The organism is Sphingorhabdus sp. Alg231-15, from assembly GCF_900149705.1.
In the GTDB taxonomy this organism is placed as follows: Bacteria; Pseudomonadota; Alphaproteobacteria; order Sphingomonadales; family Sphingomonadaceae; genus Parasphingorhabdus.
Map to the genome: position 1 here is coordinate 2,952,062 of NZ_LT703001.1, position 13,425 is coordinate 2,965,486.

At 50.7% G+C, this 13,425-nt stretch carries 14 protein-coding genes; 12 read left to right on the plus strand and 2 right to left on the minus strand.

Features of this window, described 5'->3' with window-relative positions; all coding sequences use genetic code 11:
- The first annotated feature begins 43 nt into the window (after positions 1 to 43).
- From alr to DG177_RS14450, 4 genes are all read left to right on the plus strand, one after another.
- Positions 44 to 1,297 (plus strand): alanine racemase, encoded by a 1,254-nt coding sequence (gene alr, locus DG177_RS14435; protein WP_108812125.1) that lies wholly within the window; start codon positions 44 to 46, stop codon positions 1,295 to 1,297.
- Between the two features lie 2 nt (positions 1,298 to 1,299).
- Positions 1,300 to 1,980 carry a GntR family transcriptional regulator gene (locus DG177_RS14440; RefSeq protein WP_108812126.1) on the plus strand — a complete coding sequence of 227 codons (681 nt, stop codon included), beginning with the start codon at positions 1,300 to 1,302 and terminating at the stop codon, positions 1,978 to 1,980.
- A gap of 2 nt (positions 1,981 to 1,982) precedes the next feature.
- Positions 1,983 to 2,933: a pyridoxal-phosphate dependent enzyme gene (locus DG177_RS14445; protein ID WP_108812127.1), complete on the plus strand. Its 951-nt coding sequence runs from the start codon at positions 1,983 to 1,985 to the stop codon at positions 2,931 to 2,933.
- Positions 2,934 to 3,029: 96 nt separating this feature from the next.
- Positions 3,030 to 4,820 carry a CocE/NonD family hydrolase gene (locus DG177_RS14450; protein WP_337658876.1) on the plus strand — a complete coding sequence of 597 codons (1,791 nt, stop codon included), beginning with the start codon at positions 3,030 to 3,032 and terminating at the stop codon, positions 4,818 to 4,820.
- Between the two features lie 139 nt (positions 4,821 to 4,959).
- Here DG177_RS14450 and DG177_RS14455 read toward each other — a convergent pair whose 3' ends face one another.
- Positions 4,960 to 5,568, minus strand: a complete 609-nt coding sequence (locus DG177_RS14455) for a glutathione S-transferase N-terminal domain-containing protein (protein WP_108812129.1) — start codon at positions 5,566 to 5,568, stop codon at positions 4,960 to 4,962.
- Between the two features lie 98 nt (positions 5,569 to 5,666).
- Here DG177_RS14455 and DG177_RS14460 point away from each other — a divergent pair, with 98 nt between their 5' ends.
- Both DG177_RS14460 and DG177_RS14465 read left to right on the plus strand, forming a co-directional pair.
- On the plus strand, positions 5,667 to 5,981 hold the full coding sequence (locus tag DG177_RS14460; RefSeq protein WP_108812130.1) for a metalloregulator ArsR/SmtB family transcription factor: 315 nt from the start codon (positions 5,667 to 5,669) through the stop codon (positions 5,979 to 5,981).
- Positions 5,978 to 6,472: an SRPBCC domain-containing protein gene (locus DG177_RS14465; RefSeq protein WP_108812131.1), complete on the plus strand. Its 495-nt coding sequence runs from the start codon at positions 5,978 to 5,980 to the stop codon at positions 6,470 to 6,472. Before DG177_RS14460 ends, DG177_RS14465 begins: the two co-directional genes overlap by 4 nt.
- A gap of 255 nt (positions 6,473 to 6,727) precedes the next feature.
- Here DG177_RS14465 and DG177_RS14470 read toward each other — a convergent pair whose 3' ends face one another.
- Complete coding sequence (locus DG177_RS14470) at positions 6,728 to 7,858, minus strand: alkene reductase (RefSeq protein WP_337658878.1); 1,131 nt, start codon at positions 7,856 to 7,858, stop codon at positions 6,728 to 6,730.
- 257 nt (positions 7,859 to 8,115) lie between these two features.
- Between DG177_RS14470 and DG177_RS14475 the strand changes: the two genes are divergently transcribed.
- The 6 genes from DG177_RS14475 (at position 8,116) to DG177_RS14500 (ending at position 13,418) form a co-directional block, all read left to right on the plus strand.
- Positions 8,116 to 8,700 carry a TetR family transcriptional regulator gene (locus DG177_RS14475; protein WP_108812993.1) on the plus strand — a complete coding sequence of 195 codons (585 nt, stop codon included), beginning with the start codon at positions 8,116 to 8,118 and terminating at the stop codon, positions 8,698 to 8,700.
- A 12-nt stretch (positions 8,701 to 8,712) separates the two neighbouring features.
- Entirely contained in the window at positions 8,713 to 9,009 is a 297-nt protein-coding gene (locus DG177_RS14480; protein WP_108812133.1) for a YciI family protein, read from the plus strand.
- Positions 9,006 to 9,614 carry a DNA-3-methyladenine glycosylase I gene (locus tag DG177_RS14485; protein ID WP_108812134.1) on the plus strand — a complete coding sequence of 203 codons (609 nt, stop codon included), beginning with the start codon at positions 9,006 to 9,008 and terminating at the stop codon, positions 9,612 to 9,614. Before DG177_RS14480 ends, DG177_RS14485 begins: the two co-directional genes overlap by 4 nt.
- Before the next feature lie 160 nt (positions 9,615 to 9,774).
- Positions 9,775 to 10,323 carry a maltose acetyltransferase domain-containing protein gene (locus tag DG177_RS14490; RefSeq protein WP_108812994.1) on the plus strand — a complete coding sequence of 183 codons (549 nt, stop codon included), beginning with the start codon at positions 9,775 to 9,777 and terminating at the stop codon, positions 10,321 to 10,323.
- 509 nt (positions 10,324 to 10,832) lie between these two features.
- Positions 10,833 to 12,011, plus strand: coding sequence for an amidohydrolase family protein (locus DG177_RS14495; RefSeq protein WP_108812135.1), 1,179 nt, complete (start codon positions 10,833 to 10,835; stop codon positions 12,009 to 12,011).
- Between the two features lie 36 nt (positions 12,012 to 12,047).
- Entirely contained in the window at positions 12,048 to 13,418 is a 1,371-nt protein-coding gene (locus tag DG177_RS14500; protein ID WP_108812136.1) for an amino acid permease, read from the plus strand.
- Positions 13,419 to 13,425 lie beyond the last annotated feature (7 nt).

A 13,425-nucleotide genomic window follows, 5' to 3' on the forward strand; every position in this document is an offset into this window, starting at 1 on the left:
ACCAATCAGTACGCGGGTCTCGCGGCGTAAGGAGTATTTTAGGATGGATAACACAAGGCGTAGTCTTTTAACGGGCATGGCTGTTTGTGCCGGGGGCGCTTTAAGTACTGGCTGTGCGACCGCTGCTGCGTTGCCCCAAAACAAACGCATTGAGCCGGCTGTGTCGGGCATTTCACGTCTACGATCAGGAGGTAGCGTCAATAGTAATGACCCTTGGGTCGAAATCGATGCTGAGGCGTTTCGAAATAATGTTCGTGAAGTGTCGCGTATGGCGGGCGGGACGCCAATTATGGCGCCCGTTAAGAACAATGCTTACGGCCTGGGTGATACTGTCGTGGGGCCACTTCTTGCGAGCATGCCGGAAGTGTCCAGACTGGCCTGCGTTCGAGTTTCGGAAGGGCTCGCCCTCAGGGCGGCTGGGGTGAAGAAACCGATCTTAAATATGAGTGAAGTCACCGAAGAGGAAATTGAAGAGCTCGTCTTGAATGATATTGAAGTGACATGCTGGCTCGACGATGCGGGCGATAAGTTAGATCGTGTTTCCAAACGGCTCGGCAAACCTATTCCGGTACACTTCTTCATCGATACAGGGCTCAATCGCGAGGGAATGCCTTACAACCGGGCGCTGCCATGGATGAAGGATCTAGCGCGACGGCCATCAGTAAAGGTCGCTGGCATCTACACGATGTTCATCCATGATATTGAGCACGATAAGGCGCAGTTGGCCCGATTTAATCAACTCATTGCTGAAGCCCGAAAAGAAAATATTCCACTGGGATTAATCCACGCATCACCTTCCTACACCACTTTCTATCTTCCAGAAGCGCGTTTCGATTCAGTTCGATCCGCGACCGCGTTATTTGGACTGTATCCCGATGCGAATGCCGTTTCGATGGCAGACTTGAAATATGTTTGGCGATTGCGGGCGCGCATTGTCAGACTAGAGCAGCTTCAGCCCGGTGAAACGGTCGGTTTCGGGCCCAAATACTCTGTGGAGAAGCCGACAACACTTGCCTTGCTCCCAGTCGGATCAACCGATGGTTATCCAAGCTCTGCCGTTAATAATTGTAAGATTCTGATTGGTGGCCATCTCTACCCGGTCGTTGGCTCCATTAGCTCGGCGCATACGATCATCGATGTAAGCGAAAAACCGGACGTGAATCTTGGTGATATCGCTACATTGGTCGGACCAGACCATCAGGAAATCGAACCGAGAGCCGTAGCGAAACAGGCTGGCATCGGTCACTATGCGCTCATGAGTCGTCTCAATGCGCTCTTGCCAAGAAAGCTAGTATAATCATGAAAGATCAGAACGAAAATCTCAGAAAGCCGCGAGGTACGGAAGCGTACGAACTGATCTTGAACAAGATCCTTGCTGGCGAAATCCAGCCAGGTGCGCCGATTGTCGAGGCGAGATTGGCAGAAACACTCGGGGTCAGTAGAACGCCGGTTAGGCAAGCGCTGTTCAAACTGGAGCAAGAAGGGTTCGCAACCAGCTCGTCGGGGTCGGGTTTTTCAGTGTCCTCCTTGACCGAGCGGGAGGCGCGAGAGGTTTACCCTCTGATTGCGGGTCTCGAAGTCATTGCAATTGAAGAATCTGGGCCGCTGCTTCCGACAATTGTTGATAAACTCATAAGCTGTAATGAGAAACTTGCAGGGGCAAAGGATATTGCCGCTGGTATTCAAATCGATTCCATGTGGCACGATACTCTAATTTCTTGCTGCGGAAACAATCGACTTCAGTCATGGGTCAGCACTTTGAGGTGTACAGTTTATCGCTACGAAACTTACTATATGTCGGATACTGCGCTGATTGCAGAATCCGTGAAACAGCATGCCAAACTCATAGAACTTCTCCGCGATGCCGACTTGGATGAACTCAGCAGCGAGTTAAAGCGCCACTACAAATTCGGTATGGAAGCTGTGGTCCTCAAGCTTACTGCAGAATGCGCAGCAATTGGCGCAGGAAAATTGCACTGAAAATGAAGAGCGCCAATGTTCAAGATCAAATCCTTGCGGCTCGTTCCCTAATAGATTCGGTGTTTCTGGATACACCGCAGTTTAAAGCTGAAGCCTTGTTTCCTCGGTTGGGAAAAGCGCCTGTACTGAAGATCGAAACGGTCAATCCAATCAGATCCTTTAAGGGGCGGGGGGCTTGTCTTCTCGTTGATGCCGCAGAATCAAATATGTCACTGGTCTGCGCAAGTGTAGGAAATTTTGGTCAAGGCATGGCCTACGCAGCGCGTGTTCGCGGGGTGCCGATGACGGTTTTTCTGGCCGAGAATGCAAATCCACTGAAGGTAGAACGGATAAGATCGCTCGGTGCAGCGGTTGTAAAATATGGCGCTGACTTCGATGCGGCCAAATCTGCCGCCAGAGAGTTTGCGCGCGCCAAAGGACATGTGTTTGTTGAAGACGGGGCCGCATCTGCGATCACTATCGGGGCGGGAACGATCGGAATGGAAATGCTCGCCGGCAAAGAAAAATTTGGAGCAGTATTCGTTCCCGTGGGAAATGGTGCGCTGCTCAATGGCGTAGCTTCATGGATAAAAACGCATCAGCCCGACATTCGCGTTATCGGCGTTTGTTCGCAAGCTGCGCCAGCCATGGCCATGAGCTGGAAAGAGGGCAGGTCGATCTCAACAGCTGAAACATCGACTGTGGCGGAGGGCATTGCCGTTAGAGAGCCGGTGCCCGAAGCTGTTGAGTTAATGCAGGAGCTCGCCGACGATATCCTATTGGTTAGCGACAAATCGATGATCCAAGCCGTTCAGCTTTGCTTCAAAGAACTAGGTTTGCTCGTTGAGCCGGCGGGTGCAGCCGGATTGGCGGCACTCATCGAACACCCGGATGCGATCCCTGAGGCAGAAGTAGCAACGATACTCTGCGGCGGAAACGTATCGGAAGCTCAGGTTAAAGCATGGATTCCATAGCAATCCGCTATTTGTTGATGGCGTATGCCAATCAGAATCTGTCGATTGCGGCGAGACGAGCTAGCGAATTTTGTAATCTTGGAAGCCGAGACAATTATGAAACATAGATTGCTAATATTGTGCGTAATCATCTCTGTCGCACTTAGTTGGAGTGACGGGCTTCGCGCACAAAAACCAGAAGCGGACCATCGGCCAGTTGATGTTCTCCTTCATGAAGTAGTTGCCGCTGCAGATGGAACGCCGCTTGCCATAACGGTTTGGAAGCCTGAGCCGGAAAATCGGCGCTATCCAACCGTGCTTGTCGCCACGCCCTATGTTTCCGATGAAGCGCACCCGCGTGCCCGTAAATATGCCGATCGAGGATATGCAATGGCGAGCCTGGATGTTCGCGGACGTGGCGGATCGAAAGGCGAGTTTCTCCCATTCAGCGACCATGGTCCAGATATCTGCAACGCAGTTTCTTGGATCAAGGCGCAGTCCTGGTCAGACGGCAATGTTTTGATGCGTGGTGGCTCTTATCGCGGTATGACCCAATGGATGGCCGCGCGGTCATGTCCTGGTGAGATTGGGGCGATGATCCCCACTGCCTCTGTTTACCCTGGGTATGATTTTCCCATCGTCGCTGGCCATCGCAGTCAAAAATATACCGCAGGATGGCTCGGTTTTGTGGCGGGTTCTGCGATGAATCCAAATTTCTATACAGACAGTCAGTATTGGCGGGAGCGGGAGCTTACATCCTACCGTGACCATATTCCCTTCAATGATTATGATTCCTTTGTCGGTATGCCGTCCGAACAGTTCCAGGAATGGGTGAAGAGGCTTTCAGAGCCGGAAGCTTGGGCTTCATCAGCATGGAATCCAAACGACTATGCTCAAATGCATATGCCGGTCCTGACCATTACCGGTCATTATGACGGCGACCAACCAGGCGCACTTCGCTATTTCCGTGAACATCAAGCAGGCGCTTCTAAAAGTATCACGAAAAATCACTATCTGGTCATAGGGCCGTGGAGCCATGGCGGAACGCGTGAGCCAAGGCAGAAGTTGAGCGAGGGTGTCGAATTTGGACCGTCTGCGGTCTTTGATATGGACCAGTTTAACTTGGACTGGTTCGATTGGCGCCTCGGCCGCGGTCCAAAGCCCGACTTACTGAAGCGCCGGATCGCTTACTATGTGGGGGGCGCGGAAGAATGGCGGTATGCAAACGCGCTGGAAGAGATCGCTAACGAGCTACGCATGTTTTATCTTTCTGCGATGTCGGATGAAGCCTATGATATGTTCCGGTCGGGGCATCTTGTCGATGCCCCAATAGGCGGTGAGACACCGCACCGTTTCAAAAGCGATCCTCTGGACACCAGTCCTGCAGACCTCACAGATATCGATTGGAATGCTATTCGCGATGGCGCCCTTCGATCGACGGCGCCGGCGTATATGCCCGAAACGCTGGTTTTTCATTCACCTCCCATGGTGGACGGACTGACCTTGGCAGGTCAAATGCGCCTGAAGCTCTATCTGGAAATGGATACGCCGGATGCTGATATCTTCGTGACGGTTTATGCCATTTTCCCGGACGGGGAGCCGCTTTACCTGGGCGGAGACGTCGTGCGCGCGAGGTTTCGCGATGGCCTAAAACCGATGCTGGTTAAACCAGGTGAGGTGCAGGCTTACAAATTTGAGAATTTTCTCTGGAATGCCTGGGCGTTACCTGCAGGAACCCGTCTGCGTCTTACTGTCGGACCCTATAATGATCCGTCCGCACAGAAGAACTATAACTCTGGCGGCAAGCTCGGATTTGAAACCGGTGACGATGCACGTGTGGCGCACATCAAACTTCATCACAACGCTGAGTATCCAAGTGTTCTGGAACTACCAGTCGTTACCGATTAGCCAATCCAAACTTGCTGATTATTCTCTGGCCTTGGGCAGACGTGTGCTTTCCGCTTTTTGGACCGAACAATCAGCAAGTTTGGGAGGATGATCAGACAAGCATCTGGGAGGGATACTCTTCGAGCCTGATCTGCTTAGTCTACACTGGCCATGATGGTCTTTCGCGAAGCGCAGTTTCCCAACGTTTCACATTCTCAAATTCTTCCGGAACCGGCATTTCGGCAAACTGGCAGATCATTAAAGCTGCCATGCCAGTTATGTCAGCGACGGAAAAATTGTCTTCACACACATAAGTGCGCCCATCTGACAATTCCATATCCAGCCATGCCCATCTCTTGTTTTGGAGTCGCTTTTGTGTCTCGGCATAGGCCGGAATCTGTTCAAACTTATCGGCGAAAAACGGAAAGCTGTGGCGACCCACTTCGCCAACCGGCCCCATTATCTGCTGCTCCATTCGGCGAGACCACATATCTACTTTGGCGGTCTCCAAGGCATCCGTACCCATGAGCGGAACTTCTGGATGAAGCGCTTCGAGATAGCGGCAGATCGCGAGGCTCTCTGTTAAAATTGTGCCATCGTCTAATTCGAGAACCGGTATCTCACCGAGTGAGTTTTTCTGCAGAAACTCTGCTTCCCGGGCTTCGCCTGCAGGAACATCGATGTTCTCGCTGGGAATTTCGATTCCTTTCTCAGCAAGAAATACGCTGACGCGGAGACCGTTGGGTGATTGACCATTATACAATTTCATCTTGTCTATTCCTTTGGATTAACTGAACCGATTGGTTGACTAATTCAAAGGCATGTCTATAGTCAACCATTAAGTTGAGTAAATATCTGGAGATTGAAATGCAGCAGCTTGATGTGGTTTTTACTGCGCTCGGTGACGGTACGAGGCGGGCAATTCTCGCACGTCTTGCAAACGGCGAAACACCGCTGTCTGAGGTCGCGGAACCATTTGACATGTCTCAGACCGCCGTTTCCAAGCATGTCAGAGTATTATCTGACGCCGGTCTGGTCGAAGTAAAAAAAAGAGGCCGAACGCGTTACTGCAGCCTTCAGGCTGAGCCGATGAAAAATGCCGCTGCATGGCTGGAGCATTATCAGCAATTCTGGAGCAATCAGTTTGCTAATCTTGCTGAACATCTGGAGCGTGATCAATGAACCTATCTTTCCTGCAATCACCACATGGCGAGGAGCCGGTTATAGTTGCTGGACTTTTCAAAGCCTCGCCAGACCGTGTATTTCGTGCATGGACGGACGAGGGTGAAATCAAGCAATGGTTTGGTCCTGGCCCAGGAGGGGTGCAAGTTGCAGAAATTGATCTTCGCGTCGGAGGGAATTGGCGTTTTGATTTTGGATTGGATAGCGGGAGACGTGATGTCTTGTTCGGTCAGTATCTTGAGATCGAAATCGGACAACATCTGGCGTTCAGTTATGCGCATGAACGGACGCTTGAAAATGGCCATGTGGAAACAACGCAGGCGTCCCAGGTTTCCATCACTTTCGAACCTTCCGGTAAGGATACGTTTGTGCGCTTGAAACATGAACAGATCGTTCGTCTGGAAGGTCGTCTGGGTGTTGGAGAAGGTTGGTGCGGGACTTTTGCCAATTTGGAAAGGCGGCTCATTTCTGGTGTTACGACAATATCTTGACTTGGAAAGTTACCGCGCAGTTTGTGGTCATCTTTTACTCTAGAATTTTCTAAAGACATCGAACCTGTAGCAGTGCCCAATCCTGAAGAATCGAGAAGGAATGTGGGCTGTGGGCGTCAGATTTGAGTGAGCGGGACAATTTCAATAGCGCCACCCGTCGTAAGAGATCCCAACTGAAGAATTTTTGCAGTTGGGATCTCTTGCGAGGCAATGCGGATTTTACGAAAACAACACAATCAACGAACCAAAGTCACTTTACATAGCCACAGCTGTTTCTGAGCCAAATCGCGGGTAGTCAGTGTAGCCCGTAGCTCCACCGCCGTAGAAAGTTGACTTGTCGACCCTGTTCAGTGGAAGGTTTTCCTGGAACCGACGGACCAAATCTGGATTTGACAAGAACGCGGCCCCGAAGGAGATCAAATCGGCATGGCCACTTTGGATGGCTTCCTGAGCCCGTTCTTTGGTGTAACCATTATTAGCGATATAGGTTCCCTGGAAAAGCTTGCGCAGCCGGACATAGTCTATAGTCCGAGGCGCTCCCACAACATGGCCAGCGATGTCCATGCTTGTTTCCAGCACATGAAGATATCCAAGGCCATGGTTGGCTAGGCCTTCAACAATTTTTTCGAAGTGCGACTGCGGATCGGAATCTGACATGCTGTTGAATGAGTTTTCAGGCGAAAGTCTTAAACCTATTCGGTCAACTGGATAGACCTCTGCTACCGCGTCCAATATTTCGTTGAGGAAGCGCATTCGGTTTGCAACATTTCCACCATATTCGTCGCAGCGTTGGTTGGTCCCATCCCTGAGGAACTGATCAATCAAATAACCGTTTCCACCATGCACTTCGACACCATCAAAACCGGCAAGCAAGCAATTTTTAGCCGCCATGCGATATTGTTCCACGACGTCCTTGATCTCAGAAGTCTCAAGGGCACGAGGGCTCTCAAACGGTTTATACCCTTCAGCGGTGAACGCTACTCCGTCCGGCTGAAGGGCCGAAGGGGCGACGGGAAGCCCGTCGTCCGGCTGGTGGCTTCTGTGAGAAATGCGACCGCAATGTTGCAGTTGGGCGAAGATGTGCCCGCCTTGCGAGTGAACCGCGTTAACAACGCGCAGCCACCCAGCCATTTGCTCCGGCGTAAATATCCCGGGTGTGCTTGGGTAGCCGATGCCTTGATGCGACACAGGTATTGATTCCGTGATGATCAAGCCCGCAGAAGCGCGTTGCTGATAATGTTCGGCCATCATCGCCGTTGGCACGCCCTCGGGTGTCGCCCTGCTACGCGACAAGGGCGCCATTACCATACGGTTTGAAAGCTTGAGATCACCGATCTGGCCGAGGGAAAATAGATGTGAGTTCATAGCATAATCCTTATAGGTCAAATGTCCTAAAAATGCAATTAGGACGATTGTCCTATTAAGTCAAGTTACTTTTATTGATAGGTAAAATCACAATTGACAAATAGGACATATGACCTATTATATACAGATGACAATGCGACGTGGAACTTTATCCATCCAAAAGTAAGGGGCTCGTCGAAGGATTTGTTTTAACAGCCGGAGCTAGTGGGATGTTAATGCATCACCTGACTTCTTGCTGGTCGGCGATATTGTGCGGTGCGCTATTGAAAGGGCAGGACATGAACAGCTCTGAAACACGAGAGAAAATTATAACCGCTGCAGACAGGCTTTATTATGAGCGTGGTTTCGACGCTACATCCTTCGCAGATGTAGCGGAAGTTGTCGGCATCTCGCGCGGAAATTTTTACTACCACTTTAAGACAAAGGACGAGATGCTGGATGCAGTGATTGAACGCCGTATCTTGGAAAGAGCTGCAATGCTGGATGGGTGGATCGATGCTGGCCAATCCCCGAAACAATGCATCGCCAGCTTCATCCGTATCTTGCTAATGAATAACCAAAAGATTCGATCCTACGGGTGTCCTGTCGGAACGTTATTTTCAGAATTGTCGAAATTGAACCATCCCGGTGAATCTGGTGCGCGTGCACTCTATGATCTTTTTCGCGTCTGGCTGAAACGACGCTTCGAAGCGATGGGAAATAGCGATGATGCCGATTCTCTGGCCATGCATATCCTGGCGCGAAGTCAGGGCGCAGCAAGCCTCGCCAATGCTTATCCTGACGAGCCGTTCCTGGAACAGGAGGTCCAGCAAATGCTGGCCTGGCTGGACGCAATTGCGGACGGACTGCAGATCAAGACTTAGAAGGAAAATACAATGTTTATCATCACTCTCAATCTGACCGAGAAAAAAAGTAGCGCCAAAGAGTTCATGGCCGCCCACAATGATTGGATAGCCCAAGGATTCGAAGAGGGCGTATTTCTCGTCGTGGGTAGCCTTAAACCTCAGGCTGGGGGAGCAATTATAGCAATCGCGAATGACCGAGATCAATTGGCGGCGCGGGTTGCTGCTGATCCTTTCGTTCGCGAAGGCATCGTCGTACCGCATATTCAAGAAGTGGCCCCCGCTCGTACCGATGCGCGGCTTTCGTTCTTGCAAGACGCTGTTGCATGAGCGACCTGTTTGTTGGCTCCGACGGCCGGCCACGCTGTCGGTGGTGTGGTGCGGCACCTGAGTTCCTGGACTATCATGACCGCGAGTGGGGATTTCCGGTTGCCGATGATATTCGTCTGTTTGAGAAACTCTGCCTTGAGAGCTTCCAATCCGGATTGAGCTGGCGAACAATCTACAACAAGCGCGAGGGTTTCCGGGCTGCATTCGACGGATTCGATTTTAATATGGTCGCTCACTATGGAAAGGAAGACGTAGATCGCCTGCTGGCCAATGAAAATATCGTTCGGCACAAAGGTAAAATCGCTGCGGTCATCAACAATGCTGCTCGCGCTGTGGAAATGGTCGAAGCAGAAGAATCGCTTGCCGCCTTCTTCTGGCGATTTGAACCAAGTCCGGACGAGCTTGGTCCACCACAATCCCAATCGACGAGCAAAAGCTCTGTGGAACTGGCCCGTGAACTGAAAAAACGCGGTTGGAAGTTTCTAGGACCAACGACTGTTTTTGCATTCATGCAGGCAATGGGCCTCATCAATGACCACAGTGAAGGATGTGCATTGAGGCCTGACGTGGATATGGCAAGGAACAATTTCAAACGACCGAGTTAGGCAAGGGCGAAATATTTAGTTTTCTGTGTTGGAAGCTGACCAGCAATGGACATTATTCAGAAGGCACACAGCAGTATTTCGGGTAGTTTTGCATGCTCTACATACGAATACAACCGACCCCAATATTGCGCTCGAGCCAGAATTGCTCGAGGTTCAGTTTATGAAAACTGAAAAAGAAAAAATGCAGAACGGTGATCTTTACGATCCCGGCGATCCCCAACTTTGTACTGATAGGGCAACCGCGCAGCGGTTCTTGCGGACCTATAATGGCACGATCGTTGGAGACGATGACATCCGACGCCCACTGCTAATGGAGCATTTTGGCGCAATTGGTGATCGCGTAGCCATACGCGCGCCATTCTACGTTGACTATGGCTACAATATTTTCATCGAGGATGATGTCTTCATGAACTATGGCTGCGTCCTCCTCGATGTTTGTAAGATAAAGATCGGAGCAAAAACGCAAATCGGGCCCGGCGTGCAAATCTACACAGCCGACCATCCACGCGATGCTCTTGAGCGCCGTGCCGGAATCGAGTTCGGAAATCCTATCTTGATTGGTACAAATGTCTGGATAGGTGGAAACGCAATCATTCTGCCGGGCGTTTCTATCGGTGATAATGCCATCATCGGAGCTGGAAGTGTCGTAACGCGCGATGTCGCAGCGGGAACAAATGTTGCCGGCAATCCTGCGCGGGTGATCCGCTAGTGCTTTGACTCGTTTTTCTATTCTTACCGTCCGTCCGTATCTTTAGTTGATCTACCAAAACCTGTTTGTCAGCTCACACCGTTCAACTGCAGGCACTCATATCGACAGAATCCAATGTCCTCTTTCAGGAACGAGCCGACACTGTGTTGGACTGATAAGTTCCAGCACGTGTTTGCAGTCTCTGGCGAACTGGTCTCTGCAACGGATTTCCTTGTTTGACGGGAATCTACAGGGAATTTTGTAGGTTTCGTACCATTCGACCGAATTTACTGTGATCAAGGCCAGCGTTTTTGCGGGATGCGGTAGTGAATTCCCTAAGCCATTGAACAGGGAGTTAAATTCGTGAAACAGGGAAATAATCTGATCGAGCAGGGAATATCTTTATGTCTGCTTTGGGCGCAAAAGCGGATATATTCCATGCGAGTATGAATGTCGCAGCGATGTTGTGAAGAGATTGCATCTAGGCTACCCTACTATGGAGGTTGATAAAAGCGACTAGGGAGGAAGAGATGACATATGTACCTGAAAACAGGGCGATCTATGACGCAGATAGCCACATCATGGAGCTCCCCGACTTTCTGAAATCATATGCTGACCCTGGTTTGCGAGATGAAATTCCAGAAGTCAGTTATAGTGCGTCGCTTGTCACTGACGACGAAGTTTCGATTATAATGGAACAAGGCGGTCAGCATAGCGAGGATCACAAAAATTCTATGATCGCCCTGGGTGATGATTTGATCAAAACTTCCAAAGAAATTCAGGCCCTGGGTGCGTTTAACTCCTCCGATCGTTCAAAGGCGGTTGATCTTTTAGGGTTTCGCAAGCAGCTGGTATTCGCCACCCATAGCGTAGCGTTGCCCTTTCACCCAAGTTCCAAAACCGAAGCGCGACTCCGCTACGGCGCGACACGTGCGCATAACCGGCATATGGCAGATTTCTGCGGCGATGATGAACGATTGCTCGGCGTAGCGATCGCCCCTCTGGATGTTCCTGAATTGGCAATCGCAGAACTAGATTTCGCGATTGAGGCCGGACTCGACGCGGTCTGGGTTCCACATAGGGCACCCATTGGCTTCTCGTGTGGCCATGTCGATCTTGAACCATTCTGGGCTAGGCTTGCAGAGGCGGGAATTCCGTTTCTATTTCATGTCGGTGGCTCGCCGCTTCAAGCAATGAAGTCGTGGAGTAACAATGGCCGTGCAGCTGTCAAAGACTGGATGGGTGGTGGGGAGAATGTACGTACCAAAGACGCGTTCGTTCTGCACCAGGCGGTTGAAACCTTTATCAGCATGATGGTTGCCGAAGGTCTATTTGAACGCCATCCAAGTCTGCGCGGAGCAGCCGTGGAACTGGGTGCAGGTTGGGTACCGGAATTACTCCGCCGGATGGACGATTTAACCCGCATTTATAGCCGTGCAGATAAAAGCGTGCGCTTTGACCGTACACCATCGGAACAGATCACGGCACAAATGGCTTTTACCCCATTCCCACATGAAGATGTTGCCAATATGATCAATCAGTCAAAGCCTGACCTCTATTTATTCAGCAGCGACTATCCGCATGTCGAAGGTGGTCGCGATCCACTCGCGAAATTTGACGGGCATCTGGCCAACGCTGATGATGCAACCAAGGAAGCATTTTTCACAGAAAACTTTCTTCGGATTTGGCCCGAAGCCCGAGCTCATTAAGATACAGCGTCCTACTGCTCGCAGCTGGCATCGTCGATGACAGCCAAAAACCTCTCCCGAATTCTCGGTTTTTGGGATGTGTTTTTCATCGCCGTTGGACAAGTAATTGGCGCTGGCGCGGTCGCGCTGACCGGTGTTGCCATCGGAATGACCGGTCCAGGAGTATTCCTGGCCTATCTCTGTGCGTCGCTATTGGCTTTGCTGACCAACATATTGGCAATGGTTGCCGGGTCCGCCTTGCCGACTATCGGCGCTTATTATGTTTGGCCATCACGCCTTTGCGGAGGATGGATTGGGTCCGTTTCCCTGTTTCTGATATTGATGGTTTCGGTTGTCAGCATAAGCTTGTTTGGCAGCGCGTTCGGGCTATATCTGCAACCCATATTTCCAATCCTTTCCCAGAATGTCTGGGGAATGATTATGATAATTTCAATTTTTCTGATCAACTTCATGGGTCTACGGCTGGCCAGTGCCTTACAAACGACCCTGGTTTTGATCATGCTTTCCGCTTTTGCAATCTATATTGGATTTGCTGCGCCAGACATGCAGGTCACTGACCTAACGCCGATAATGCCAAATGGAGCAATGGGCTTCCTCACCGCAGTTTTCATCTTGAAATTTGCAACAACGGGTGCTTCGACAATTGTATCGCTTGGCGGAGAAATGAAAAATCCGCGTCGCGATATTCCCCTGGTTATGATCAGCGCGACGTTATTTGTAGGTCTGATATATGCGTTCATATCCTTCGCTAGCATCGCAGTTCTCCCGTGGCGGGAAATGATTGATCAACCACTGACCATCGCTGGCGAGGTTTTTCTGCCCAATTTGGCACTATCGTATTTTCTTTTGGGAGGCGCAGCGGTTGCGCTTGCGACAACCCTGAATGCTTCAATAATTCAGGTGCCGCGGAATTTCATGGTCGCGGCCTGGGATCAGTTGATTCCCGAACGGCTGGGCAAGTTGAGCAAAAACGGCGTGCCCTATAATTTGCTTGGCCTAGTTCTCGCGCTCGGTATCATTCCTCTCGCATTGGGTCTCGAAATCGGGGCCATTGCAAGAGCAGTGGGAATCATAACGGCACTGCCTACAATATTAATATTATGGTCGGTAACCCGCATCCCCGGAAAATTCCCCGATGCCTATGCGCAGGCACAGTTCAAGCTTGGGTCGTTTTGGATTTGGGTGGTCTTTATATTGTCGGCCATCAGTGTGCTGATCGGCTTGGTTATCCTCGCACAGGGACTTACCCAATCGGTTCTGTGGACGATAATATTCTGGGTTGGGATTTCTATTGCCTATTATCCTATTCGGCGAGCCTATCTGAATGGCAAAGGTGTCAATCTGGATAGATTAACAACTGACTCGGACATTTTTCAGATGAAACAAATATCACGGCCAGTACGTTAAGGCTTCT